Here is a 23,117-nt window from a genome sequence, read left to right on the forward strand (position 1 = left end):
CGCGCCAATATTTGCTTAGATGAGCTTGCCCATCGCCACGGCGGTGTCAGCCATGCGGTTCGAGAAGCCCCATTCATTGTCGTACCAGCTCAGGATGCGAACCATATTGCCATCCATCACCTTGGTCTGGTCGGTGTGAAAGATTGACGAATGCGGGTCGTGGTTGAAGTCCGACGACACCAGCGGCTTGTCCGTATAGCCCAGAACACCCTTGAGCGGTCCATTGGCGGCTGCGCGGATTGCGTCGTTGATTTCTTCGACGGTGGTATCGCGCGAGGCGGTAAAGGTCAGGTCAACGACCGAAACGTTCGGCGTCGGCACGCGGATCGCAACGCCATCCAGCTTGCCGTTGAGTTCCGGCAGCACCAGACCCACGGCCTTGGCCGCCCCGGTAGAAGTAGGGATCATGCTAAGTGCCGCGGCGCGGGCGCGGTAGAGATCCTTGTGCATCGTGTCGAGCGTCGGCTGGTCGCCGGTATAGGAGTGGATGGTCGTCATGAAACCACGTTCGATGCCGATGGCGTTGTTCAACACATAGGCGACCGGAGACAGGCAGTTCGTGGTGCAGGACGCGTTCGACACAACGATATCGTCCGCGGTCAGGCTGTCATGGTTGACGCCGTAGACGATGGTCTTGTCCGCGTCCTTGCCCGGTGCCGAGATCAGAACCCGGCTGGACCCGTTGTCGAGATGTGCCTGACAGGCCTCTTTGCTGGTGAAGATGCCGGTGCATTCCAGAACCACGTCCACATCCGACCAAGGCAATTCAGCGGGATTGCGGATCGCCGTGACCTTGATTGGGCCGCGGCCCACGTCAATGAAATCTTCGCCGGTCGTCACTTCGACCGGAAAGCGGCCATGCACGCTGTCATATTGCAGCAGGTGCGCGTTGGTTTCCACCGGACCCAGATCGTTGATCGCGATGACCTCGATATCGGTGCGGCCGGATTCGATGATCGCGCGCAGGATATTGCGGCCGATGCGGCCAAATCCGTTGATGGCGACTTTGGTGCTCATTGGGATGCCCTCACTGGTTCGGACAGAAAGCTCTGCCGGGTTCCGTTACCGCTAACAAACAGAACTCAACGAAGCTGTCAAGCAACCGTGCGGCCGTCAGGTCACCGCCAAAAGGCCATCCACTCAAGAAGGTCGATCCATTTCGTGGCAAGAAACATGAACCCGTTGCCGCCTGTCAGGAAGGCGTCAATCGCCAGCCCACCCAGAACCGCCAAGCCCAAACCGATGGCGAGTGTATTGGTCATGTCGCCTGTGCCCCTCTGCTCGTGCGCGCAAGATGCCAGAGCCACACGCGCTTGTCACGCAGGCAGCGTTTCAGCGGATTGCGGCAGCGCCATGAGGTCTTCGATGAAGAGACTGACAAAAGCACCACGCCCGGTGACGCCTGCTTTTCGGTAGATGCCGTTCAGATGCGCCTTGACGGTGCCTTCGGCGGTGCCGCGCAGCTCGGCGATCTCGGCGATGCCAAAGCCCTTAAGGGTAAAATGCGCGACATCGCGTTCTGACGGGGTCAGCGCCCATGTGTCGAACCGGGCCTCGACGATGTCATGAAACGCACCTGCCGCCAGCCCAAGCTGCTCTTCAAGATGCGCCTTGCGGCGGAGCAGGGCGAACAGATAGCGGCTCTCGAAAACCACACCGGCGATCAGCGCCAGCACCGCCAACAGTTCGATGACAAAATGGCTTGATAGAAAAGCCGCGATTCCCATGTCGAACCCGTCCACCGCCACGTCCCAAAGGAAGAACGCCGCGCAGAGGGTTTGCGCGACGATCAGGACCAGCAGCGACACGGGTCTGGTGGAAGTGTTCAAAGTCACGGGTCCGTCCTGGCTCCGTCCGGCACGGTCTTGATACCGGTGATCATGGCGCGGGGCAGGTTCACACCTGTCCGACGGCTTTCCCAGATCACGGCGGCGATGTGCAGCACGATGGAAATTTCAGCCCAGGTTACCAAGGCCTCGTGCACCTCTTCAACCCAGTCAATGCCCCAAAAGGCATCTGTGGTCATCATATAGCCGGTCACGCCGATCAACAGCACCGCGCCCAACAGGTTGAAGATCATCAGAGCGCCCAGTGGCGTGTGGCCCAGATGCAGGCGTGTTCGGCCCGTGGCCATGTCCGATACCTGTGCAGTGACTTTGGACACGGTCGGCCAGAACGAGGTAAACCGAGCATATCGGGGGCCGATAACGCCCCAGACCAGCCGCACAGCGATCAGTGTGACCAAAGCATAGCCCAGCCATTCATGCAGCTTGCTTTCGTCATCGGTGAACAAGGCGTTGGCGGCAAAGCCCGCCACAAGCGCCCAGTGGAAAACCCGGACAAACGGGTCCCAGACTTTGTAGGATGTCATGTCACGCTCCGGAATTGGCGGTCCGCGCAGGGTGGCGCGGACCTGCTGGGATCAATCGTCGATCTTGGTGCGGACGACATTCAGAGCGGCGTCGAGATAAAGCTCGAGACGCTGACCGTCTTTAAGGACGTAGACTTCGATCATGCCATCTTCCGCGTCGATCTTGCGGACTTCGTAGCCTTCGGCAGTCAGCTTGTTCGTGATTTCAGTTTTGCGTTCTGCGGTCAGGGCCGAATAGTCGCTGGATGCGAAGGCCGAAACCGGCATGGAGAGGGCAAGGGCGAGGGCGAGAATGCGGGTCATGGGATGTCTCCTTGAGGATCATGCGGGCTGCGACATGCAGCGCCGATGACGATCAGATCGCATCCCGCCGGCGGTTTGGACATTGGACCGGGGTCAGGTCAGGCCCACCTGCAACTCAGGTTTAGAGCCAGATACCGCCGATACCGGATATCTATGTTTCTGCCTCGCGGTCGATTTCCCCTTGTTCCACAGCCCATGCCCCCGCGGCTTCGACGGTAACCGGAGAGGCTGTGGGCAAGACACCGAGATAACTGTCGGTTTCGCTAACCGGTGCGGCAGGGCGCTGGGTCATCCGGTAGGTTGAATACATCGCGATTCCGACAAAGGTGACACCCAGCACCAGCCAGAAGGCCTGTGGTCCGAAGTATTCCATCGCAGCCCCCGCTGCCAAAGGCCCAAGGATCGCACCAATGCCGAAGGTCAGAACAAGCCCACCTGACGCCGCCGGCATGTCCTCGGCATCCAGCGCATCATTGGTATAGGCGAGGATCAGCGCGTAAAGCGGTGTTGTCACGCCGCCGGTCAGAAACGCGGCGCCCATCAGCAGAACGACGTTTGCGCCATCGATCAGACCCAACACGCAAAACGCAGCCCCCAGAACGGAGCAGCCGAGAATGACCTTGCGACGGTCGATCCGGTCCGACAGCCAGCCGATGGGGAATTGAAGCAGCAACGCACCGCCGAACAGCATCGCGATGAACAGCGAGATCTCGTTGGCGCTCATTCCGACTTGCGTGCCGTACACCGCGCCCATGCCGGATTGCGTGGCGTAGATCGTGCCCAGCAAAAATATCCCAACAGTGCCAAGGGGTGATCCTTTGAACAAATCCCGAAGCGGCATCGGTCGGGTGACATCGGCTGCGGGTGTCGGGGTCACTGACAAAAGGATCGGCCCGAACGAGATCGACACGAGGATCGACGCACCGATGAAGAGTCCGGCGGTCGCTGCCTCGCCAAAGGTCAAAAGACCCTGCGCCCCGATGATGCCAAGCGTCTGGGCAATCATGTATGCGGATAAAACTTTGCCGCGGGTTTCGTTTGTGGCTGACGCGTTCAGCCAGCTTTCGGCGGTGACATAGATGCCGGACATGCAGAACCCGACAAGAATGCGCAGCACAGTCCACAGGATCGGATCTGTCAGCAATGGAAATGCGATCAACCCGGCAGACATGAAACTGCCAAGCGCCGCGAACACGCGTACATGGCCGACGCGTTTGATCATTCCGGGCGTCAACCGTGCGCCTGACAGAAACCCAAGGAAATAGCCGGAGGCCACGATCGCCAGTTCAGTGGCGGAAAACCCTTCGATCGCGCCGCGCAAACCGATCAGGGTGAAGTGCATGCCGTTGCCCAGCATGATGAACACGATGCCGATCAAGAGCGCCCAGATGCCCGAAAAAATCTGCGTCATCCTTTGACCTCCAATCGACTGTCCGGTTTCGTCACTCTTATGAGCCTAACAGGCCGGGGCCGACGTGAAAAACCGAAGGGTCGCAAGACTGGGGCCGCGCGGGCTGTATCGCCCCGATATAAATCAAACCGCCCCTGTCGCGGCATTCGCAACGGGGGCGGATGAAATTTTGATCGGTTTAGGTCTAAGGTTCGGAAGGCGTGGCTTCTTAGGGATCAGTGCAGCAGACGCCCCATCGCGCCCGCCACGTCGGCCATACGTGCCGAGAAACCCCATTCGTTGTCATACCAAGCCAGCACGCGGACCATACGCTTGCCCACAACCTTGGTCTGGTCGGGTGCAAAGATCGACGATTGCGTGGTGTGGTTGAAGTCGATGGAGACCTTGGGTTCGGGGTCATAGCCCAAAACCGTGCCCATATGAGTGGCAGCCGCTTCGCGGACCACTTCGTTCACATCCGCAACGGTGACGTCCTTGCCCGCATAGAAGGTAAGGTCCACAGCCGACACGTTCGGCGTTGGCACACGCACGGCAGAGCCATCGAGCTTGCCCTTGAGGTTCGGCAGCACTTCACCCAGCGCCTTGGCGGCGCCTGTGGAGGTCGGGATCATCGCCATGGCAGCGGCCCGCGCCCGGTAGAGATCGTCGTGGCGACGGTCGAGTGTCGGCTGGTCGCCAGTGTAGGAATGGATCGTGGTCATGATGCCCGATTCAATTCCCAGCGCCTCGTCCAGCACTTTGGCCAAAGGTGCAAGGCAGTTGGTGGTGCAGGACCCGTTCGAGATCATCGTGTCGCCTTCGACCAGCGACCGGTGGTTCACGCCGTAAACGATGGTCTTTTGCACATTCTTTGCGGGAGCGGAGATCAAAACCGATTTCGCGCCACGCTCCATGTGGATGCCAGCCTTGTCGCCGTCGTTGAAGTTGCCGGTGCATTCCAGAACCACATCGCAGCCTGACCAGTCCAACTCTTTAGGATTGTAGGTCGAGAACATTTCCATCGGACCACGGCCCAGATCCATTGTGTTGCCCTTGATCTTGACCTCGCCTCCAAAACGCCCGTGCACACTGTCATAGCGCAGCAGGTGTGCGTTGGTTTCGATCGGGCCTGTGGCGTTGATCTTGACCACCTGCACATCATTGCGCGAACTTTCGGCGATATGGGCGAGGGTGCAGCGGCCGATACGACCGAAACCGTTGATTCCAAGTGTGACGGTCATGGGCATGTCTCCTGCGCTGTAGGTTGAGGTTCGTATACGCAGGTATGCTGCAACCGCAAAGTAAAAAGGCACGATTTCACAACATGTTAGCGCAAAAGGTGTGAGTCAGAGGCATGATGGCGCTAACGCTGCGGGACGGTTTGCGGTAACACCTGAACGATGTTTCGGAATCAGAAATAATGCCTGTGTCTGCGGATCTCGCGGTTCTGGTCGGTCGCAGTCTGATCGCGCTGCTGTTCCTTGCGGGGGCGCTGCAAAAGGCCATGGACCCAACCCCGGCGACGCAATTGTTGATCGGGTTCGGGTTGCCTGCCTATTTGGTCTGGCCCGCGCTTGGCTTTAACGCTGTTGCGGGTGTGATGGTTTTGGCAGGGTGGGCTGTGCGACCTTTGGCTTTCCTGCTTGCGGGTTATTGCGCAGTGACTAGCCTTTTCCACCTGATCCCGAACGATCCGTGGCAAATGAGCATCTTTGTCAAGAACTGGGCCATCGCTGGCGGGTGCCTGGTGTTGGCGGCGCATGGCCCCGGACGTTATGTGTTGAAGCAATCAGTCTAAGGAGTGCAGGTATGAGCGGATTGTTGGCCCTTCTCGACGATGTGGCTGCCATCGCAAAGGTGGCGGCGGCCTCGGTCGATGACATCGGGGCGGCGGCCGCCAAGGCCGGATCGAAGACAGCAGGTGTGCTGATCGACGATGCGGCGGTCACGCCGAAATACCTCCACGGATTCGAACCTGCCCGCGAATTGCCGATCATCTGGCGAATTGCGCGAGGCTCTCTGGTCAACAAACTGGTCTTTCTGCTGCCCGCCGCATTGCTGCTGTCTACATTCGCACCTTGGATGATCCCGCCGTTGCTGATCCTCGGAGGCAGTTATCTGTGTTTCGAGGGGGCGGAAAAAATCGTGCACGTGCTGATGCCGCATGACGACCATTCCGGCGGGCCGGATGGCAGCCATGATGTGGCTGATCCGAAGCATCTGGAGGAGGAAAAGATCAAAGGCGCGATCAAGACCGATTTCATTCTGTCGGCTGAAATCATGACCATCGCGCTGTCGGTGATCGAAAGCGACAATATCTGGATGCAGGGGGCCACGCTGGCCGTTGTGGGGATCATGGTGACGCTGGCGGTATATGGCGCGGTGGCGGTGATCGTTAAGATGGACGATGTGGGACTTTGGTTGTCGCGGGTGGGGCGCCTTGGTCTGACGCGCGCTCTGGGACGCGGGATCGTCAAGTTCATGCCGTGGCTTCTCAAGACGCTGACCGTGGTGGGCACAGCGGCAATGCTCTGGGTCGGTGGGTCGATCATCGTGCATTCCATCGCTCAGATGGGATGGCATGGGCCGGAAGACGCGATCCACGGCATCGCAGTGGCCGTCGGGGCCGGGCAGGGCTTTGTCGAATGGGCGGTGACAGCTGGGATCGATTTTGTGCTTGGTTTGATCTGGGGGCTGATCCTGATCCCGATCGGGGTCAAAATCATCGCCCCCATCTGGACGTCGGTGATGCCAAAGGGTGTTTGATCTGCGTTAAGCTTGGCTTAACCTTGTTCGCGCTATGCAGGATGCATGACGACACCAAGCGATCCTGATCCAGACATTTGGCTGCGCAACCTATTCTCAGCAAAGGCGGTGGGCCGTGGCGGAGTGATCCAACGGTCTGCCTGTGATGTGGAACGGGTTGTCGGCCGCGATGCTTTTCTGCGCGAGGTGCGGCGGCGCGGCTTCACGCTTGTCGAGAATGGCGAACAGTTGGTTGTGTTCTGTAACCGTGATCCGGTGCGATTGATCGTCAACCGCGATCCACCCACCTTGTCACAGCGCGCATGGCCATCGGACCGCAACGCGTTTCTCGGATAATTGTTGTGTGTGCCACAGAACGCGTCAACGCGTTCTTCAGATGCATCAATATCAATGTATCGCGAACGGGCGGCCCTGACAAACAGAGCCGCCCAGATGCATTTATGTGCGCGGGTCAGCCTGCCAGCGGCCCTCGACCAGATCGCGTGCTTTTTGCGCCACGGCCTCTGCCGTGATGCCAAACTTTTCGTACAGCGTTTCCGCAGGCGCCGAGGCCCCAAAGCCGTGCATCCCGACAAAGCCCGACTTTTCACGCTTGCCGCGCTCACCAAACAGCCAGCGGTCCCAACCAAAGCGGATGCCCGCTTCGACCCCGACACGCACCGGACCACCCGGCAAGACACGCTTGCGGTAGGCTTCGTCCTGCTCTTCGAACAATTCCCAGCACGGCATCGACACGACCCGCGTGCCGATCCCTTCGGCGTGCAGAATGTCGCGCGCCGCCATGGCGATCTCGACTTCCGAACCGGTGGCCATCAAGATCGCCTGACGCTTGCCTTCGGCATCAGCCAGAACATAGGCACCTTGCGCGGTGAGGTTCTTGGTCTTGTGTTCGGTCCGCACGGTTGGCAGGTTCTGACGGGTCAGCGACAGCACCGACGGCGTCTTGGTCTGGGTGAACGCAATCTCCCACGCCTCAGCCGTTTCCACCGTATCCGCAGGACGGAACACAAGTGTGTTCGGCGTGGCACGGCTGATTGCCAGATGTTCAACCGGCTGGTGGGTTGGGCCATCTTCGCCCAGACCGATGCTGTCATGCGTCATCACGTACACCGTTGGCACCTGCATCAGTGCCGACAGGCGCATCGCGGGGCGGGCGTAATCGGTGAAGCACATGAACGTGCCGCCATAGGGACGGATGCCGCCATGCAGCGCCATGCCGTTCATCGCCGACGCCATGCCATGTTCGCGGATGCCCCAGTACATGTAGCGGCCCTTGCGGTTGTCGATGTCGAACACACCCAGATCACCGGTCTTGGTGTTGTTCGACCCGGTCAGGTCAGCCGAGCCGCCAAAGGTTTCCGGCAGGATCGGGTTGAGTACTTCCAGCACCATTTCCGAGCTTTTGCGCGTGGCCACCTTGGGGGCGCTTTCGCTGATCTGCTTTTTCAGCGCCTTGATGGTCGAAGACAGCTTTTTCGGCGCTTCACCTGCCATGGTGCGGGCGAATTCGGCCTGACGGGCGGCGGACATCTCGGCCAGACGCACGTCCCATTCGGCACGGTCCGCAGCACCGCGACGACCGATCTCTTCCCATGCCGACTTGATGTCGCCCGGCACTTCGAACGGGCCGGTGGTCCAACCCCATATCGCTTTGGCCTCGGCGTTCTGGTCGGCATTCGTCAATGCGCCGTGACCCTTCGAGGTGTCCTGCGCCGCGTGACCAAGGGCGATATGCGTTTTGCACGCGATCATTGACGGGCGCTTGTCGGCTTTCGCGGCTGTGATGGCGGCGTCGATCTCGGCCGGGTTGTGGCCGTCGATTTCCTGCACATGCCAGCCTGCGGCGGTGAAGCGGCCAACCTGATCGGTACGGTCCGAAAGCGCAACCGTGCCGTCGATGGTGATGTTGTTGTTGTCCCAGAAGACAACCAGCTTGGACAGTTCCTGACGCCCGGCGATGCCGATGGCTTCGTGGCTGACGCCTTCCATTAGGCAGCCGTCACCCGCGATCACATAGGTGTGGTGATCAACCAGTTTCTTGCCGAACCGAGCGCGCAGCGCTTCTTCTGCCATGGCGAAGCCAACAGAGTTCGCAATGCCCTGACCCAGCGGACCGGTGGTGGTTTCGATCGCCTGTGCGAGAAAGTTCTCGGGATGGCCAGCGGTTTTCGCGCCCCATTGGCGGAAATTCTTGACCTGATCCAACGTGATCTCGGGATCACCCACAAGGTAGAGCAGCGAATAAAGCAGCATGGAACCGTGACCCGCCGACAGGATAAACCGGTCGCGGTCATGCCAGCCGGGGTGGGCGGCGTCGAACTTGAGGTGCTTTTCATACAGCACGGTGGCCACATCCGCCATGCCGATGGGCATGCCCGAATGGCCGGAATTGGCGGCAGCCACGGCATCCAGCGAAAGCGCACGGATCGCCGCCGCCTTGTTCCAATGATCGGGGTTCTGGGCTTTGAGGGTCTCGATATCCACGGGCCGTCGCGTCCTTCATGATGGGGGCAAAAGGGGTCGTTGTCGGCGCTCATACCAGTGTCAACGCAGAGTTCAAGCGGCACAGCCGTGCCGGATGCGCATAAGGGGGCGCATTTTCAGACGCGGATTGTTAAACTTTCACATTAAGAGGACGGAGCGATTCGTTTCGAGAGCACGGAAAAATGCGTCTGGAGGGGTCTCACCTCGGTCAGATAAACAACAAAACGGGGATCAGGCAAATGACCCAAATTAACGAGTTACAACATCGCATCACGGCGGCGCTGGACCGGGTCGCGCAAGGGGTAGCCCGGCTCGAAGAGCGCGCGGCACATCCTGTAGCGCCAGAACCCGCTGAGCCGGGGATCGACCCTGCCGAAGTGGCGCGCCTGCAGGATGCGCTGGACGAAGAAAAGCTGGCCAATGCCCAGCTTGAAGAGCGTGTGCGAAAGCTGCACGAAACCCACCGTCAGGAGCTTGAGGCCGCCAAGGCCGCAGCGGTCCCGGCACCTGCACCCGAGCCGCAACCAACTGTGGATGTGGCCGCGCTTGATCTTGACCTACAACGCCTGCGCCAATCCAACGAGATGCTGCGCGCCACGAATGAAGAACTGCGCCGCGCGCTGGCCGACAATGTCGGCGAACCACATCTGATCAACAAGGCAATGCTGGCCGAACTGGAAGGTCTTCGTGCAGCCCGCTCGGTCGACGCAGCGGAAACCCGCGCCATCATCGCGTCACTGACACCGTTGCTCGAAGCAGCTGCTGAATCCGAGGAGGCGAACTGATGCCTGAAGTCGAAATCACCATCGGGGGCCGCAGCTTTGACGTGGCCTGTCAGGAAGGCGAAGAGCAATACCTGCATTCCGCGGCACGGATGCTCGACACCGAGGCACAGGTGCTGGCACAGCAGGTCGGCCGCATTCCCGAAGCGCGGATGCTGTTGATGGCTGGGCTGATGCTGGCAGACAAGACCGCCGGTCTGGAAGACAAGCTACGCGAAAGCGAAGATCGCGCAGGGGCGTATCTGTCCGAACTGCGCGCCATCAAAGACACGCCGCCGCCCGAACCGGAACGGATCGAAGTGCCGGTGGTGCCAACCGACGTGACTGAGTCTTTGCAAGAGATCGCAGCACGCGCCGAGGCTCTGGCCCGCGATGTCGAGGATAAAGCCGGGTAGGGCGTCTTTGAGCCAAGCCTAGACCATAACGCAAAACGGCGCCCATTGGGCGCCGTTTGTCATTGTTGTCGTCGAAAGCCGTTTAGGCGTTCGCTTCGCGGATCTTTTCCGCCGCGTCTTTGTCATAGGTGACGCCGTTTGCGTCGAACAGCTGATCCAGTTCGCCAGACAACGTCATCTCGGTGATGATGTCGCAGCCACCGACAAATTCGCCTTTGACATAAAGCTGCGGGATCGTCGGCCAATCGGAATATTCCTTGATACCCTGACGGATGTTCTCGTCCGCAAGAACGTTCACGTCGGCAAAGTCGACGCCCATGTAGTTCAGCACACCGGCAACCTTGCTGGAGAACCCGCATTGCGGCATGGACTTGGTGCCTTTCATATACAGCACCACGTCATTCGCTTTGACGGTTTCGTCGATCATCTGTTTCGCGTCAGTCATTCTTTTGCTCCATCTCTTCGCGGCGTTTCCGGTCCTTGCGGATATACGGCATTGTGGCGCCGACAGTGATTAGGGTGACGAGGCCAATGGCGGCGAACATTGGCCAAGTGTTTGACAGAAAGTCGATCATGCCACATCCCCAGATTGGCTGTGCGCTTTAGGGCGTCGCCAGGTGAACCAAGCGAACGGACCGATCAACAGGATCATCAGGATATTCCAGACCCGCGCGGGCATTAGGCGGGGGCTTTCGTGGTCAGGGCCAGCGCATGCAATTCACCGTGCGAGCCATCCATCTTGCCCTTCAGCGCGGCATAGACGGCCCGTTGCTGTTGCACCCGGTTCATGCCCTTGAAGCTTTCGTCGATCACCTCGGCCGCATAGTGGTTCCCATCCCCAGCCAGATCCGTGATCGTGATCTTGGCGTTGGGAAACTCTGCGCGGATCAGGTCTTCGATTTCCTGCGCTTGCATGGCCATTGCGCTGCTCTCCGATTGTGGACTTTGAAAAAGATGTATGCCGGGCTTTACTATTTCGCAAGGCGGTGCTGCGGGTTAGGCTGTCAATGACACCCAGACGGGCACGTGGTCAGACGGTTTCTCGCGTCCACGCACCGCGCTTTCGATCCAGCAATCGGTCATCATGTCGGCGCAGGCGGGTGACAAAAGGAAGTGGTCGATGCGAATCCCGTTGTTTCGCTCCCACGCACCTGCCTGATAATCCCAGAATGAATAATGCCCGCCGCCATGCGTTCGCGCGCGGAAAGCTTCGGTAAAGCCAAGGTTCAGGATGCGCCGGAAGGCCGTCCGGGACTCGGGTCGGAACAAGGCGTCTTCTGTCCATTGCTCGGGCTTGGCCGCATCTTCGGCCTGCGGGATGATGTTGTAATCACCTGCCATCAGCGCAGGCATCTCATCAGCCAGCAAATCACGGGCCCGTGCTTCCAACCGTTTCATCCAGTCCAGTTTGTAATCGTATTTCGGCCCCGGTGCAGGATTTCCGTTGGGCAGGTAGAGACCACAGACGCGGACCGCCTGCGTGTCGCCGATCACGGTCGCTTCGATCCAGCGTGCCTGTTCGTCGCTGTCATCACCGGGTAGGCCGCGGGTCACATCCTCCAGTGGCAGCTTCGACAAGATCGCCACCCCGTTGAAGCCCTTTTGACCGTGGGTTTCGACCGTGTAGCCCAAATCCTCCAATTCCTCGCGCGGGAATGCCTCATCGACCGATTTGATCTCTTGCAGCAACGCCACATCCGGCGCGCTGTCGCGCAACCAGTCGGTCAGTGCGGGCAGGCGGGCCTTGATCCCGTTGATGTTGAACGTCGCGATTTTCATGTGTGGTCTCCCCGATTGTCCTTTCTATCCCAAGAAGGGCACGGACGCACAAGAAGGGATCTGGCCGAATCGAACGTCATTGAATGCCTCGAAATCGCGGTTTGTTCAGCCCGTCGCACCAGCGCCGATGCCCGGCCGGTCGACGCGAAAAGACTTATCCCCAGATTTTTCAAATCTGTTGATAACTTGAGGACCTTTTCTCTCGAAACAACCTATGGGAGAATCTTCATGTGGATAACTCGCTCATATACACGTTTAGCGATATTCATTCTTCTCAAATACATTTTTTGCGTGTCATCGTTAACTCACTCAACCAGCCAGAGGAGGCCAACATGACCGCAGCTCGCAAAATTCAGTCTACTCAGTTCCTTCAGGAAAATCAGTACAATACCGGCGCTCGTGATGATATTCACAGCGGGGACGCCACAGCTTTGTTCACGTCCGGCTCTGCGCCGATGGGCTCTGCAGATGCTCTTTTGGGCGATGCTGTCGAGATGTTCACATCTGGCTCCGCTCCGGCGGCCAGCGCAACCGCCTTTGTGGGGGACGCGACAGGATTGTTCACATCCGGTTCTGCGCCGTTCGGCACATCCGCCAGCAACGGCGAAGCGGTCGGCCTGTTCACCTCCGGTTCCGCACCCACAACATCCGACAGCCGTACAGGTGACGCGGTAGAAGCGTTCACGTCCGGCTCTGCACCTGCCACGTCGGATGCGCGTACCGGCGACGCGGTAGAAGCCTTCACGTCTGGTTCCAGCCCGGTGACAAGCGACACAACAACCGGAGACGCTGTCGAAGCGTTCACATCTGGGTCCAGCCCTGTGACTGCTGAGACCACCGCCGATGGCGAAGGCTGCGCGCTCTTCACCTCCGGCTCATAATCTACGCATTGACCCGGGGCGGGGTGGCCCGTCCCCTTACACCCCCTAGGAGGATTGGATCATGACCAACGTCATCCACCTTACCCCCCCGTCCCGGATCAACCCGCAAGAAGCGCGCTTCGGCGCGCTTCTGAGCTGTTTTGCCCAACACCGTCGCCACGGTGACGACGTGTTCTGGCTCAAGGAAAACGCCGAGATTTTGAACATTCTGGAATCCACCGGAACCGCGCCCGGCGAGGCGGCGCTGGACGCCTACGCGGAATTCTACGAAACAGTCGAAAAACGGCTGCGCTTCTTTCCGCAATACTATCGCTTCTTCCTGTCGATCACGCTTGACCTCGAAGACTTGGGCATGCCCGGCAATCATGGGGAACGTCTGGTTGGATGGGCACGGGAACAGGATTTGCCCCGTGCAGAACTGTCCGACCTCCAACGCATGGAAGCGCTGCGCCTCATGGCTCGGAGGGACATGACGCCGAAGAGCACCGACCCAACGCTTGAAGACCGCGCGCGCTATTTCATGGCACGGTCCAGCACCTTTGCCTTGCCAAACAAAAAGGCCGCTTACGAACTGACCCACCTCGTCTTTTATCTAAGCGAATACGGGCGGTGTGATCCGCAACTGGATGCTGACGCAAAGCGCAGCCTGCATTTCGCAGGACTCCTGGCGTTCATCGAACAAAACGCCGACCTTCTGTCCGAGATCTGTATCGCCATGCACTATGCCGGAGAAATGCCGCCAGTGCTGTGGACCGATTGGCTGAAACGCGAAACTGCGTTGTTCACAGTGACCGATGGTGCGGGTGTCAGCGTTCAGGACGATTACCACGAATTTCTGGTGTGTAATTGGCATCAGGCGATGGCGGGTGATGCCGCGTTTGCCAAAGGCTTTGTCTATGACCGGATGCGGTTCGACCACAATGTTGGCCGAGCCACTCCAATGCGCGAGATGTCCGAAGCGATGTTCAATCTCGACGATGCGCGTAGTGGCGACTGGATGAGCATGCGGCTTCACATGGAAGACCGTCTTTCACCCGAAGCGATGCAGGTGCTGGAAAAGGCCAAAACCTCGTCCCGGCATTTCGAAGCGTTCTTTCACGGCTTTGCCCGCGCCGATCCACTGGGCGCGTTGCACTAGCGCCTACGCGCTTACATCGAAAAACTGGTGCCACACCCGCAAGAGGACGTGGCATTCGGGTTTTCGATCACAAAGCGCGCGCCGATCAGTTCTTCGGAAAAGTCGATCACCGCGTTCGCGAGAAACGGCAATGACACCGAATCCACCACGACGCGTTCGCCTTGACCTTCAAGGACCAGATCATCCGCCAGCGGTTCGTCCAGCTTGATTTCATACTGGAAACCCGAACACCCGCCGCCTTCTACCGCCACGCGTAGGGCTTTCCCATCAGCGCTGGCGCCAATTTCCGACAAACGTTCGAACGCGCGTTCTGTCACTTTCGGTGGAAGCTGCATGTCACCCTCGGGTTCGCTTTGAATTGTGCACTTTTCTGAATATAAGGGCGATCGGGACAGGGAACAAGAACAGGCGGTCGAACATGACGGCGCAATTTGCATGCGAACCGGGCAGGTCGCGCGGCAGGCTATACCCCGAAGAGGAAAGCGCCTTTCGGTCGTGTTTTCAGCGCGACCGAGACAGGATCATTCATGCCTCGGCGTTCCGGCGGCTGAAACACAAGACGCAGGTCTTTATAGAACATGAGGGCGACTATTTCCGGACGCGTCTGACGCATTCCATCGAAGTTGGGCAGGTCGCGCGGACGATCTCAAAAACGCTGGGGCTGGATCTGGAACTGACCGAAGCGGTGGCGCTGGCGCATGATCTGGGCCACACGCCATTCGGTCACACTGGCGAAGACGCGCTGGATGCGCTGATGCAACCCTATGGCGGGTTCGATCACAACGCGCAGGCGATCCGCATCGTCACCGCTTTGGAACGGCACTACGCCGACTTCGACGGGTTGAACCTCACCTGGGAAACCCTTGAAGGCATTGCAAAACATAATGGTCCTGTAAAGCAGCCGATCCCGCATGCTTTGGCGGCTTACAACGCGCGGCATGATCTTGAATTGCACACACATGCGAGTGCCGAGGCGCAGGTCGCGGCCTTGTCCGACGACATCGCCTACAATCATCACGACCTGCATGACGGACTGCGGGCCGAGCTGTTTTCAACCGATGAGCTGGCTGAACTTCCCATCGTAAGTGATTGTTTTGCAGAGGTAGATCGCATTTACCCCGGCCTGAATTACTACCGGCGTCGACACGAAGCGTTACGCCGCTTTTTCGGTGTGTTGGTCAGCGATGTGATCAATGTCACCCGTGCAAATTTGAAAGACCTCGATCCGCAATCCCCGGAAGATATCCGCGCGGCAGGGCGAATGATGGTGCAATTCACCCCCGCGCTCTGGACCGATCTCAAGGTGATCCGCGAGTTTCTGTTCCACCGGATGTACCGCGCGCCGGACGTTATTGTGATGCGCGCGCAGGTCACCAAAGTGATCAACGAACTTTTCCCTTTGTTCATGTCCGACCCGTCGCTTTTGCCCAAGCAATGGCGCAAGGATGTCGCGGAAATTCAGACCGAGACGGAACTTGCACGGCTTGTCGGGGATTACATAGCCGGGATGACCGACCGGTTTGCCCTGCAGGAGCACGCGCGCCTGACAGGATCGGACGTGATTTCCGCCAGGTCATAAGAGGATACCATCGTGGCAACACCTGCAGACGCCGGCATGAACCCGGTCACCGCCTTTGCTTTGGTCGGCGCTTTGGGCGTCGGGGCGCAATGGCTTGCGTGGCGGCTCAATCTTCCGGCGATCGTGCTGATGTTGCTGGCAGGTTTGTTGGTTGGGCCAGTTTTCGGCATCCTTGATCCATCCGTGGCGATGGGGGATCTGCTGCAACCGATCGTGGCCATCGCAGTGGCGATAATCCTGTTCGAAGGCGGCCTGACGCTCAATTTCAAATCCCTGACCGACGCCGCCGTGGGTGTTAAACGGCTGGTCATTATCGGTGGGCCAGTCGGCTGGCTGCTGTCGGCTTCGGTCTTGCATTACGTCGGTGGCCTAAGCTGGGCCACAGCGTCCGTCTTTGGCGGGATCATGATCGTGACCGGCCCAACCGTGATCGCGCCGCTTTTGCGTCAAGCACGTCTGAAACGCCGACCGGCAGCCCTGTTGCAGTGGGAAGCCATCGTCAACGACCCCGCAGGCGCTTTGGCCGCCGTTCTGGCCTTTGAGGTGGTGCTGGTCTGGCAAACTGCGACGACGGTCGAACAGGCTCTGAGCGAACTTGCGATCGGCATTGTTGTCGCCACTCTGGTGGGCCTTGTCGCAGGTTGGGGCATTGCCAAATCGTTCTCCAGCGGTTGGGTGCCGGAATACATGAAGGTTCCGGTGCTGTTTGTCAGCGTGCTGGTGGCCTTTGCCGCCTCCGACTCTCTCTTGCATGAAAGCGGGCTGCTGGCGGTGACCATTATGGGTGTGTGGATCGCGAACGCGCATCTGCCCAGCCATGCCGAGATGCACCGCTTCAAGGAACACGCAACGATCCTGCTGGTGTCCGGCGTATTCATCCTGTTGGCCGCCAACATGACCCGCGAGACGCTGCTGGCAATGAATTGGCAAACGTTGGCGACAGTTGTGGCAGTGATCCTGATCGCACGTCCCGTGACTGTGCTGATCTCGCTCGCCTTTTCCAACGTGCCGTGGGCCGAACGCCTGCTGGTCGCCTTCACCGGCCCGCGCGGCGTTGTCCTTGTTGCCGTGGCGGGCCTCTTTGGCGACCGTCTGGTGCAAGCCGGGATCGAGGATGCAGCCCAGATATCGTCGCTGGCCTTTGCGTTGGTGGCGGGGACGGTTGTGTTGCACGGTTTTACGCTCAAACCTGTGGCACGGCTCTTGGGGCTGAATGCCTCCACCACTCCCGGTGTGCTTCTCGTGGGGGGCAACCGTTGGACCGTTGAATTCGGCAAGCTGCTGAAAAAGCTGGACCTGCCGGTTATGATCTCGGACCCGAACCGCAGCCACCTGCGCGACGCACGCGACGCCGGGTTGCAGATTTACACTGGCGACATTCTGTCCGAAGGCGCTGAACACCGGCTTGACCTGATGGCCTATGAAACCGTGATCGCAGCCACCGACAACGACGCCTACAACACGTTGGTCGCCACCGACCTTGCGCCGGAATTCGGACGCGAAAACGTCTACCAACTCACCCGCGAAACCTCGGAGTCAGCGCGCTATGCTTTACCACCGAAACTGGGCGGTCGGTACATCGGCGCAGGTGAGACCTTTTGGCAGGTGCAGCGCCGCATGTGGGACGGATGGGAATTCCGCGTCACCACATTGTCTGAGGAATTCACCCTTCAGAACTGGTACGACACTCATCCCGAAGGCATCCCGATCGCCGATATCGGACCGCGCGGCACGCTGCGTATTCTTGGCCCCAAAGACACACCCAAGGAAACCCGTGGGACCCGCCTGATCGCCATGCTGCCGATGAAAGAACACCGCGCCAAGGCGGAAGGGCAAGCCTAACATTTGACGCCGCGCGCCAAGGTGGTAGAGGACGTCCCGAACAAAGGACGTGTGACATGAACCTCTTTTCCGATATCCGGGCGCTTGTGATCGACAGCCTGAACGCGATGGTGGCCGAAGGCGCGCTGCCGGGTGGTCTCGACTTTGCCAACGTGACGGTAGAGCCGCCGCGCGATCCGCTGCATGGCGATATGGCCACCAATGCCGCGATGGTGCTGGCGAAACCCGCCGGTGCCAAGCCGCGTGACATCGCCGAGGCATTGGCCGCCAAACTGTCCGATGATCCCCGCGTGTCAAGCGCCGAAGTGGCGGGACCGGGGTTCTTGAACCTGCGGCTGGGCAACGCCGTCTGGCAGGGCTTGCCCAAGGCGATCCTGACCTCCGGCATGGCCTACGGCAAATCTGCCATGGGGCAGGGCAAAAAGGTTAACGTGGAATACGTGTCCGCCAACCCCACCGGCCCGCTCCATGTGGGCCACACGCGCGGTGCGGTCTTTGGCGACGCGCTGGCATCCCTGCTGGATTACGCAGGTTACGAAGTCACGCGCGAATACTACATCAACGATGGTGGCGCGCAGGTCGATGTGCTCGCGCGGTCAGTGTACCTGCGCTACCTCGAAGCTCACGGGCAGGATGTGGCCTTTGTCGACGGCACCTATCCCGGTGATTACCTGATCCCGGTGGGTGAGGCGCTTAAGGACAAGGTTGGTGATGCCTATGTCGGCCAACCCGAAGACGTCTGGCTGGAAGAGGTGCGCAACTTTGCCACCGACGCCATGATGATGCTGATCCGCGCTGATCTTGGATCGCTTGGCGTCGAGATGGACAAATTTTTCAGCGAAAAGTCTCTTTACGGAACAGGCCTGATCGAATCCGCCATCAAGGATCTCGACGACAAGGGTCTGATCTATCGCGGCACGTTGGAGCCGCCCAAGGGCAAAACCCCCGAGGACTGGGAACCGCGCGAACAGACATTGTTCCGGTCCACGGCCCATGGCGACGATGTGGACCGTCCGATCCAGAAATCGGATGGGGCATGGACCTATTTCGCCCCGGACATCGCCTATCACTACGACAAAGTGCAGCGTGGCTACGACCTGCTGATCGACGTCTTCGGCGCAGACCACGGCGGCTACGTCAAACGGATGAAAGCCGCTGTCAGTGCTCTGTCGGGGGGCAAGACGCCGCTCGACATCAAGCTGACGCAACTGGTCAAGCTCTACAAGAACGGCGAGCCGTTCAAGATGTCCAAGCGGGCAGGGACGTTTGTCACCCTCAGCGATGTGGTGGCAGAGGTTGGCCCCGATGTGACCCGGTTCGTGATGCTCACCCGTAAGAACGACGCGCCACTGGATTTCGATTTCGACAAGGTGCTGGAGCAGTCCAAGGACAACCCGGTGTTCTACGTGCAATACGCCGTAGCACGGGTGAACTCGGTGCTTCGCAAGGCTACCGAAGCAGGTGTCCAAGTGGATGATGCCACGCTTGCCGGGATCGACCTGTCGGACATGGCCCATGACAGCGAACTGGCCGTCGCGCGCAAACTGGCCGAATGGCCGCGTCTGATCGAAATCGCCGCCCGCACAAACGAGCCCCACCGCGTCGCGTTCTACCTCTACGAACTCGCCTCGGATCTGCACGCGCTTTACAATAAGGGCAACGATGTTCCTGAACTGCGCTTTTTGCAGGAAGGCAACACCGAGGCGTCACAGGCGAAAATCGCCCTCGCGCGGTCCGTCTCTGTTGTTATTTCCGCAGGCCTTGGTATCTTGGGGGTCACTCCGGTCGAAGAAATGCGCTGACAAAAGCGCCGTGACCGGTTGAGGCAGAGGCAAGAAACACCGGTGGCAACGCCCGCCGGGAGATGAGGCGGACATGGCAGACATGCATATGACGGGCCCCGCACGCGGGGGAGAAACGTCTGGCAACCTGGCCACGACAGCCAATTGGCTGGGCGCGGCCATGTCGCTGGCACTTGTGGTGGGTGTTGCGGTTTGGGGATATCGGCTGATCGTGCGCGATGTCTCGGGTGTGCCCGTGGTGCGGGCGATAGAAGGCCCGATGCGCGTTGCACCGGAGAACCCCGGTGGCCAGATCGCGCGTCATGAAGGGCTGGCAGTCAACAACATCGCCGGAACGGGCACCTCGGCCCCACCTCCCGAACAGATCGTTTTGGCGCCCCGGCCGCTTGATATTACCGAAGAAGACATGGTCGTGACCGAGATCACGGACACCCGCACGCTGACGACGCAGGAAGAGGTGGCCTTGGCGTCGCTAAGGGAAGACGCCCAAACCCAAGCGCCAGCGCTCGCTTTGACCGACATTGCCAATGCTGATGACCCGATTCAGGCGCTGGCTGACCAGATCGCGGCAAATGCGACGCCGTTCTCGGAAATTACCCCGGCACGGGACACCGCCATCTTCGAAGACGAGTCCGAGCAAGACCTCGTGGCCGCCGCAGACATCATTCCGACATCAGTGCCCGGTGTGGCCCGCTCGTTGCGTCCGGCACAACGCCCTGCCGGGCTGCAATTGGCCTCGCTGTCCACACCGACTTCTGCTGCGCAGATCTCTTCAGGCGTGGCAGAACGCGCCTCAAGTGAGATCCCCCCAGGCACGCGGCTTGTCCAGTTCGGCGCGTTCGACAGCCCCGAGATCGCCCGTGAACAATGGACGAAGCTGTCCGCACGGTTCGGAGAGTTTCTGGGCGACAAGGAACGCGTGATCGAAGAGGCCACGTCGGGCGGCCGTGTGTTCTACCGACTCCGCGCCCACGGGTTTGGCGATCTGAGCGAGTCGCGACGCTTTTGTGCCGCTCTTGTTGCTGAAGGGGCTGATTGCATTCCCGTGGTCAGCCGGTGACATCCAACCTGTTTGGAGCCGCCATCTTTGGCTGCGACGGCGCGCGCCTGTCCCCGGACGAGCGCGCGTTTTTTGCAGATGCCAATCCGTTTGGATTCATCCTCTTCGACCGCAATCTGGAAAGTGCCGATCAGATCCGCGCTTTGACATCCGAACTGCGTGAATCGGTGGGCTGGACCGCGCCGGTTTTCATTGATCAGGAAGGCGGCCGCGTCCAACGGCTGCGCGCGCCGTTGGCGACCGACTGGCTGCCACCGCTGGATCACGTCGACCTGCTTGGCCCGAATGCCGAAGACGGTATGCGCCTGCGCTACCGTATCACCGCGCATGAATTGATGGCGCTTGGCATCGACGCCAATTGTGCGCCAATGCTTGATGTCGCGCGGTCCGAAACCCATCCATTCCTGCGCAACCGCTGCTACGGGTCAAATCTTGATCACGTTGTGAAAATTGGCCGTGCTGTGGTCGAAGGACATGAACAGGGCGGCGTCTTTCCGGTGATCAAACACATTCCCGGACATGGCCTGGCGCAGATGGACAGCCATCTTGATCTGCCGCGCATCGACGTTTCGGCCGAGACTTTGGACAAAATCGACTTCGCCGCTTTCCGCCCCTTTGCCGATGTGGCGATGGGCATGACGGCACATCTTGTCTATAGCGCATTTGGCGAAACCGGCCCGGCCACCACCTCGGCCAGTATGATCCGTCGCATCCGCGACGACCTAGGATTCACCGGCCTGTTGATGACCGACGATATCAGCATGCAGGCCCTTTCGGGCACCGTCCCGGAACGGGGGGCTGCGTCGATGGAAGCAGGTTGCGACGTGATCTTGCATTGCAACGGCGATCTGGCAGAACGCATCGCCCTGATGGACCGCATCGGCACCATGCCCAGGGCTAGCCAAGCGCGTGCTGAAGCCGCACTGGCCCGTCGAACCCGCCCTCAGGATGTTGACATTGCGGCCCTCAAAGCCAAGCTTGCGGAACTGGAGCAAGGGCGCGGTGCATGAACGACGCGACATCGGACAATTTTGACGGCTCGGTCGCGGACCGTTTGGCGGCGGAAGCGCTTATTGTCGATGTGGACGGCTTTGAAGGCCCGCTGGATCTTCTTCTGACACTCAGCCGCACGCAAAAAGTCGACCTGCGCAAGATCTCGGTTTTGGATCTGGCGCGGCAATACCTTACCTTTGTCGAAAAGGCCAAGGCGCTGCGAATTGAACTGGCCGCCGATTATCTTGTGATGGCAGCATGGCTTGCCTTCCTGAAATCCCGTTTGCTGCTGCCGCCCGATCCGACTGAAGAAGGCCCCTCCGGCGAAGACCTTGCGGCACATCTGGCGTTTCAACTCGAACGCTTGCAAGCGATGCGGGATGTCGCGGCCAAGCTGATGGCGCGGGATCAATTGGGCCGCGACTTTTTTGCCAGAGGGATCACACAACAGGTCGAACAGGTGCGGAAAGTCGAATACACCGCAACGCTCTTGGACCTGATGCAAGGCTATGCACGCATCCGCACCAAGGACGAATTCCGCCCCTTCGTAATGGACCGGGATGCGGTATTCACGATGGAACAGGCGCTGGAACGGATGCGGGGTTTGATCGGCTTTGCCGGAACATGGACTGCTATTTCCTCCTACATGCCCGAGGGTTGGGATGCCGATCCGGTGAAATGGCGGTCGGCCACGGCATCGACCTTTGCCGCATCGTTGGAGCTGGCCAAGGAAGGCAAGGTAGAGCTGCGCCAGTCCGACACGTTCGCGCCGATAGAATTGCGCCGGAGGGATGGGCGATGACCGACGACACCGAAATCGAGACCAAGGTCGAGAAAAGCCTGTTCGAAGCGCCCCCCATGGGCGAACAGGAACGCATGGTCGAGGCGATCCTCTTTGCCACCGCTGAAGCCGTGACAACGAAGGAACTCAACGACCGCATGCCACACGGTGCCGACGCCGCCGAGGCGCTGGTTCACCTGCGCAAACGCTACGAGGGCAGGGGCGTCAACGTGGTCAAGGTGGGTGACGCATGGGCGATCCGCACCGCGCCCGATCTCGGGTTCCTGATGCAGAAGGAAACGGTCGAGACCCGCAAGCTCAGCCGTGCTGCCATCGAAACGCTGGCCATCATCGCCTATCATCAACCTGTCACCCGCGCCGAGATCGAGGAGATCCGCGGCGTGTCGGTCAGCCGGGGCACGGTGGACCAACTGCTTGAAATGGAATGGATTCGCTTTGGTCGCAGGCGGATGACACCGGGCCGTCCAGTGACATTCGTGGTAACGCAGGATTTCCTTGATCATTTCGGTCTCGAATCCGCGCGGGATTTGCCGGGGCTCAAGGAATTGCGCGCCGCAGGTCTGCTGGAAAACCGTCCCCCGCCTGGCACGATGCCGAACATGGGCGAAGGCGATGTGGATTCCGAGGAAGAGATCGAAGAAGGTCAGTCCGAACTGTTCGAGGATTGAGCAGGTCTTTTCTCAGGTGGGCAGACGCCATGCGTTGATGCATCGCCCTCCAGAACCATTCGAATCTTCACCACAAGGCACA

27 protein-coding genes are annotated in these 23,117 nt (G+C 59.7%); 14 read left to right on the forward strand and 13 right to left on the reverse strand.

Annotated elements, in window-relative coordinates; all coding sequences use genetic code 11:
- Positions 1-15: 15 nt before the first annotated feature.
- The 7 genes from gap (MCRY_RS13215) to gap (MCRY_RS13240) all read right to left on the reverse strand — a co-directional run bounded on the left by gap (MCRY_RS13215) (position 16) and on the right by gap (MCRY_RS13240) (position 5,305).
- Positions 16-1,017: a type I glyceraldehyde-3-phosphate dehydrogenase gene (gene gap / locus MCRY_RS13215; RefSeq protein WP_085630636.1), complete on the reverse strand. Its 1,002-nt coding sequence runs from the start codon at positions 1,015-1,017 to the stop codon at positions 16-18.
- Positions 1,018-1,118: 101 nt separating this feature from the next.
- On the reverse strand, positions 1,119-1,262 hold the full coding sequence (locus MCRY_RS22915; RefSeq protein WP_171046178.1) for a hypothetical protein: 144 nt from the start codon (positions 1,260-1,262) through the stop codon (positions 1,119-1,121).
- 54 nt (positions 1,263-1,316) lie between these two features.
- Entirely contained in the window at positions 1,317-1,835 is a 519-nt protein-coding gene (locus MCRY_RS13220) for a helix-turn-helix transcriptional regulator (protein WP_244897911.1), read from the reverse strand.
- Entirely contained in the window at positions 1,832-2,371 is a 540-nt protein-coding gene (locus MCRY_RS13225) for a cytochrome b/b6 domain-containing protein (protein WP_085630638.1), read from the reverse strand. The genes MCRY_RS13220 and MCRY_RS13225 overlap by 4 nt, the downstream gene beginning before the upstream one ends.
- A gap of 51 nt (positions 2,372-2,422) precedes the next feature.
- Entirely contained in the window at positions 2,423-2,674 is a 252-nt protein-coding gene (locus MCRY_RS13230; RefSeq protein ID WP_085630640.1) for a PepSY domain-containing protein, read from the reverse strand.
- Positions 2,675-2,825: 151 nt separating this feature from the next.
- The gene (locus MCRY_RS13235; protein WP_085630642.1) at positions 2,826-4,085 is read right to left on the reverse strand and encodes an MFS transporter; all 1,260 of its coding nucleotides are present in this window, start codon (positions 4,083-4,085) and stop codon (positions 2,826-2,828) included.
- A gap of 215 nt (positions 4,086-4,300) precedes the next feature.
- Positions 4,301-5,305, reverse strand: coding sequence for a type I glyceraldehyde-3-phosphate dehydrogenase (gap, locus tag MCRY_RS13240; protein ID WP_085630644.1), 1,005 nt, complete (start codon positions 5,303-5,305; stop codon positions 4,301-4,303).
- 179 nt (positions 5,306-5,484) lie between these two features.
- On the opposite strand from gap (MCRY_RS13240), the gene MCRY_RS13245 reads away from it, so the two are divergent.
- From MCRY_RS13245 to MCRY_RS13255, 3 genes are read left to right on the forward strand one after another with little or no spacing between them, the layout of a single operon-like run.
- On the forward strand, positions 5,485-5,862 hold the full coding sequence (locus MCRY_RS13245) for a DoxX family protein (RefSeq protein ID WP_085630646.1): 378 nt from the start codon (positions 5,485-5,487) through the stop codon (positions 5,860-5,862).
- A gap of 11 nt (positions 5,863-5,873) precedes the next feature.
- Entirely contained in the window at positions 5,874-6,830 is a 957-nt protein-coding gene (locus tag MCRY_RS13250; RefSeq protein ID WP_085630648.1) for a DUF808 domain-containing protein, read from the forward strand.
- Between the two features lie 45 nt (positions 6,831-6,875).
- Positions 6,876-7,166, forward strand: a complete 291-nt coding sequence (locus MCRY_RS13255) for a hypothetical protein (protein ID WP_085630650.1) — start codon at positions 6,876-6,878, stop codon at positions 7,164-7,166.
- A 102-nt stretch (positions 7,167-7,268) separates the two neighbouring features.
- Here the strand turns inward: MCRY_RS13255 and tkt are convergent, their stop codons facing one another.
- On the reverse strand, positions 7,269-9,314 hold the full coding sequence (tkt, locus tag MCRY_RS13260; protein ID WP_085630652.1) for a transketolase: 2,046 nt from the start codon (positions 9,312-9,314) through the stop codon (positions 7,269-7,271).
- Between the two features lie 239 nt (positions 9,315-9,553).
- Here tkt and MCRY_RS13265 point away from each other — a divergent pair, with 239 nt between their 5' ends.
- Together MCRY_RS13265 and MCRY_RS13270 are read left to right on the forward strand one after the other, a co-directional pair.
- Positions 9,554-10,099, forward strand: a complete 546-nt coding sequence (locus MCRY_RS13265; RefSeq protein WP_085630874.1) for a hypothetical protein — start codon at positions 9,554-9,556, stop codon at positions 10,097-10,099.
- On the forward strand, positions 10,099-10,491 hold the full coding sequence (locus MCRY_RS13270) for a cell division protein ZapA (RefSeq protein ID WP_085630654.1): 393 nt from the start codon (positions 10,099-10,101) through the stop codon (positions 10,489-10,491). Before MCRY_RS13265 ends, MCRY_RS13270 begins: the two co-directional genes overlap by 1 nt.
- Positions 10,492-10,573: 82 nt before the next feature.
- Here MCRY_RS13270 and grxD read toward each other — a convergent pair whose 3' ends face one another.
- From grxD to xth, 4 genes are all read right to left on the reverse strand, one after another.
- Positions 10,574-10,936, reverse strand: a complete 363-nt coding sequence (gene grxD / locus MCRY_RS13275) for a Grx4 family monothiol glutaredoxin (RefSeq protein WP_085630656.1) — start codon at positions 10,934-10,936, stop codon at positions 10,574-10,576.
- Entirely contained in the window at positions 10,929-11,066 is a 138-nt protein-coding gene (locus tag MCRY_RS22920; protein WP_171046177.1) for a hypothetical protein, read from the reverse strand. Before MCRY_RS22920 ends, grxD begins: the two co-directional genes overlap by 8 nt.
- 103 nt (positions 11,067-11,169) lie before the next feature.
- Positions 11,170-11,412, reverse strand: coding sequence for a BolA/IbaG family iron-sulfur metabolism protein (locus MCRY_RS13280; protein WP_085630658.1), 243 nt, complete (start codon positions 11,410-11,412; stop codon positions 11,170-11,172).
- A 75-nt stretch (positions 11,413-11,487) separates the two neighbouring features.
- Entirely contained in the window at positions 11,488-12,270 is a 783-nt protein-coding gene (gene xth / locus MCRY_RS13285; protein ID WP_085630660.1) for an exodeoxyribonuclease III, read from the reverse strand.
- 332 nt (positions 12,271-12,602) lie between these two features.
- On the opposite strand from xth, the gene MCRY_RS13290 reads away from it, so the two are divergent.
- Together MCRY_RS13290 and MCRY_RS13295 are read left to right on the forward strand one after the other, a co-directional pair.
- The gene (locus MCRY_RS13290) at positions 12,603-13,151 is read left to right on the forward strand and encodes a DUF6749 family protein (protein ID WP_085630662.1); all 549 of its coding nucleotides are present in this window, start codon (positions 12,603-12,605) and stop codon (positions 13,149-13,151) included.
- Positions 13,152-13,212: 61 nt separating this feature from the next.
- Entirely contained in the window at positions 13,213-14,289 is a 1,077-nt protein-coding gene (locus MCRY_RS13295; protein ID WP_085630664.1) for a DUF6902 family protein, read from the forward strand.
- Positions 14,290-14,300: 11 nt separating this feature from the next.
- Here the strand turns inward: MCRY_RS13295 and MCRY_RS13300 are convergent, their stop codons facing one another.
- Positions 14,301-14,624 (reverse strand): HesB/IscA family protein, encoded by a 324-nt coding sequence (locus MCRY_RS13300; RefSeq protein ID WP_085630666.1) that lies wholly within the window; start codon positions 14,622-14,624, stop codon positions 14,301-14,303.
- Positions 14,625-14,707: 83 nt separating this feature from the next.
- Here MCRY_RS13300 and MCRY_RS13305 point away from each other — a divergent pair, with 83 nt between their 5' ends.
- The 7 genes from MCRY_RS13305 (at position 14,708) to scpB (ending at position 23,035) form a co-directional block, all read left to right on the forward strand.
- On the forward strand, positions 14,708-15,868 hold the full coding sequence (locus MCRY_RS13305; protein ID WP_085630668.1) for a deoxyguanosinetriphosphate triphosphohydrolase: 1,161 nt from the start codon (positions 14,708-14,710) through the stop codon (positions 15,866-15,868).
- A gap of 12 nt (positions 15,869-15,880) precedes the next feature.
- The gene (locus MCRY_RS13310; RefSeq protein ID WP_409644986.1) at positions 15,881-17,710 is read left to right on the forward strand and encodes a cation:proton antiporter; all 1,830 of its coding nucleotides are present in this window, start codon (positions 15,881-15,883) and stop codon (positions 17,708-17,710) included.
- A 56-nt stretch (positions 17,711-17,766) separates the two neighbouring features.
- Complete coding sequence (gene argS / locus MCRY_RS13315) at positions 17,767-19,512, forward strand: arginine--tRNA ligase (protein ID WP_085630670.1); 1,746 nt, start codon at positions 17,767-17,769, stop codon at positions 19,510-19,512.
- 73 nt (positions 19,513-19,585) lie between these two features.
- Entirely contained in the window at positions 19,586-20,572 is a 987-nt protein-coding gene (locus MCRY_RS13320; protein WP_085630672.1) for an SPOR domain-containing protein, read from the forward strand.
- Positions 20,569-21,582 (forward strand): glycoside hydrolase family 3 N-terminal domain-containing protein, encoded by a 1,014-nt coding sequence (locus MCRY_RS13325; protein WP_085630674.1) that lies wholly within the window; start codon positions 20,569-20,571, stop codon positions 21,580-21,582. The genes MCRY_RS13320 and MCRY_RS13325 overlap by 4 nt, the downstream gene beginning before the upstream one ends.
- A complete protein-coding gene (locus tag MCRY_RS13330; RefSeq protein WP_085630675.1) occupies positions 21,579-22,367 on the forward strand; it encodes a segregation and condensation protein A in 789 nt (262 codons plus the stop codon). Before MCRY_RS13325 ends, MCRY_RS13330 begins: the two co-directional genes overlap by 4 nt.
- Complete coding sequence (gene scpB, locus MCRY_RS13335; RefSeq protein WP_085630677.1) at positions 22,364-23,035, forward strand: SMC-Scp complex subunit ScpB; 672 nt, start codon at positions 22,364-22,366, stop codon at positions 23,033-23,035. The genes MCRY_RS13330 and scpB overlap by 4 nt, the downstream gene beginning before the upstream one ends.
- Positions 23,036-23,117 lie beyond the last annotated feature (82 nt).

Source organism: Marivita cryptomonadis (assembly GCF_002115725.1).
GTDB classification, from domain to species: Bacteria; Pseudomonadota; Alphaproteobacteria; order Rhodobacterales; family Rhodobacteraceae; genus Marivita; species Marivita cryptomonadis.

Bases quoted from the DNA above. Each gene is read 5' to 3' on its own strand.
- gap (WP_085630644.1), bottom strand. From the start codon at position 5,305: ATGACCGTCACACTTGGAATCAACGGTTTCGGTCGTATCGGCCGCTGC.
- gap (WP_085630636.1), bottom strand. From the start codon at position 1,017: ATGAGCACCAAAGTCGCCATCAACGGATTTGGCCGCATCGGCCGCAAT.
- MCRY_RS13280 (WP_085630658.1), bottom strand. From the start codon at position 11,412: ATGGCCATGCAAGCGCAGGAAATCGAAGACCTGATCCGCGCAGAGTTT.
- MCRY_RS13290 (WP_085630662.1), top strand. From the start codon at position 12,603: ATGACCGCAGCTCGCAAAATTCAGTCTACTCAGTTCCTTCAGGAAAAT.
- MCRY_RS13270 (WP_085630654.1), top strand. From the start codon at position 10,099: ATGCCTGAAGTCGAAATCACCATCGGGGGCCGCAGCTTTGACGTGGCC.
- MCRY_RS13330 (WP_085630675.1), top strand. From the start codon at position 21,579: ATGAACGACGCGACATCGGACAATTTTGACGGCTCGGTCGCGGACCGT.
- MCRY_RS13295 (WP_085630664.1), top strand. From the start codon at position 13,213: ATGACCAACGTCATCCACCTTACCCCCCCGTCCCGGATCAACCCGCAA.
- MCRY_RS13245 (WP_085630646.1), top strand. From the start codon at position 5,485: ATGCCTGTGTCTGCGGATCTCGCGGTTCTGGTCGGTCGCAGTCTGATC.
- MCRY_RS13320 (WP_085630672.1), top strand. From the start codon at position 19,586: ATGGCAGACATGCATATGACGGGCCCCGCACGCGGGGGAGAAACGTCT.
- MCRY_RS13305 (WP_085630668.1), top strand. From the start codon at position 14,708: ATGACGGCGCAATTTGCATGCGAACCGGGCAGGTCGCGCGGCAGGCTA.
- MCRY_RS13300 (WP_085630666.1), bottom strand. From the start codon at position 14,624: ATGCAGCTTCCACCGAAAGTGACAGAACGCGCGTTCGAACGTTTGTCG.
- MCRY_RS13255 (WP_085630650.1), top strand. From the start codon at position 6,876: ATGACGACACCAAGCGATCCTGATCCAGACATTTGGCTGCGCAACCTA.
- MCRY_RS22920 (WP_171046177.1), bottom strand. From the start codon at position 11,066: ATGATCGACTTTCTGTCAAACACTTGGCCAATGTTCGCCGCCATTGGC.
- MCRY_RS13235 (WP_085630642.1), bottom strand. From the start codon at position 4,085: ATGACGCAGATTTTTTCGGGCATCTGGGCGCTCTTGATCGGCATCGTG.
- argS (WP_085630670.1), top strand. From the start codon at position 17,767: ATGAACCTCTTTTCCGATATCCGGGCGCTTGTGATCGACAGCCTGAAC.
- xth (WP_085630660.1), bottom strand. From the start codon at position 12,270: ATGAAAATCGCGACGTTCAACATCAACGGGATCAAGGCCCGCCTGCCC.
- MCRY_RS13225 (WP_085630638.1), bottom strand. From the start codon at position 2,371: ATGACATCCTACAAAGTCTGGGACCCGTTTGTCCGGGTTTTCCACTGG.
- scpB (WP_085630677.1), top strand. From the start codon at position 22,364: ATGACCGACGACACCGAAATCGAGACCAAGGTCGAGAAAAGCCTGTTC.
- MCRY_RS13230 (WP_085630640.1), bottom strand. From the start codon at position 2,674: ATGACCCGCATTCTCGCCCTCGCCCTTGCCCTCTCCATGCCGGTTTCG.
- MCRY_RS22915 (WP_171046178.1), bottom strand. From the start codon at position 1,262: ATGACCAATACACTCGCCATCGGTTTGGGCTTGGCGGTTCTGGGTGGG.
- MCRY_RS13265 (WP_085630874.1), top strand. From the start codon at position 9,554: ATGACCCAAATTAACGAGTTACAACATCGCATCACGGCGGCGCTGGAC.
- grxD (WP_085630656.1), bottom strand. From the start codon at position 10,936: ATGACTGACGCGAAACAGATGATCGACGAAACCGTCAAAGCGAATGAC.
- MCRY_RS13250 (WP_085630648.1), top strand. From the start codon at position 5,874: ATGAGCGGATTGTTGGCCCTTCTCGACGATGTGGCTGCCATCGCAAAG.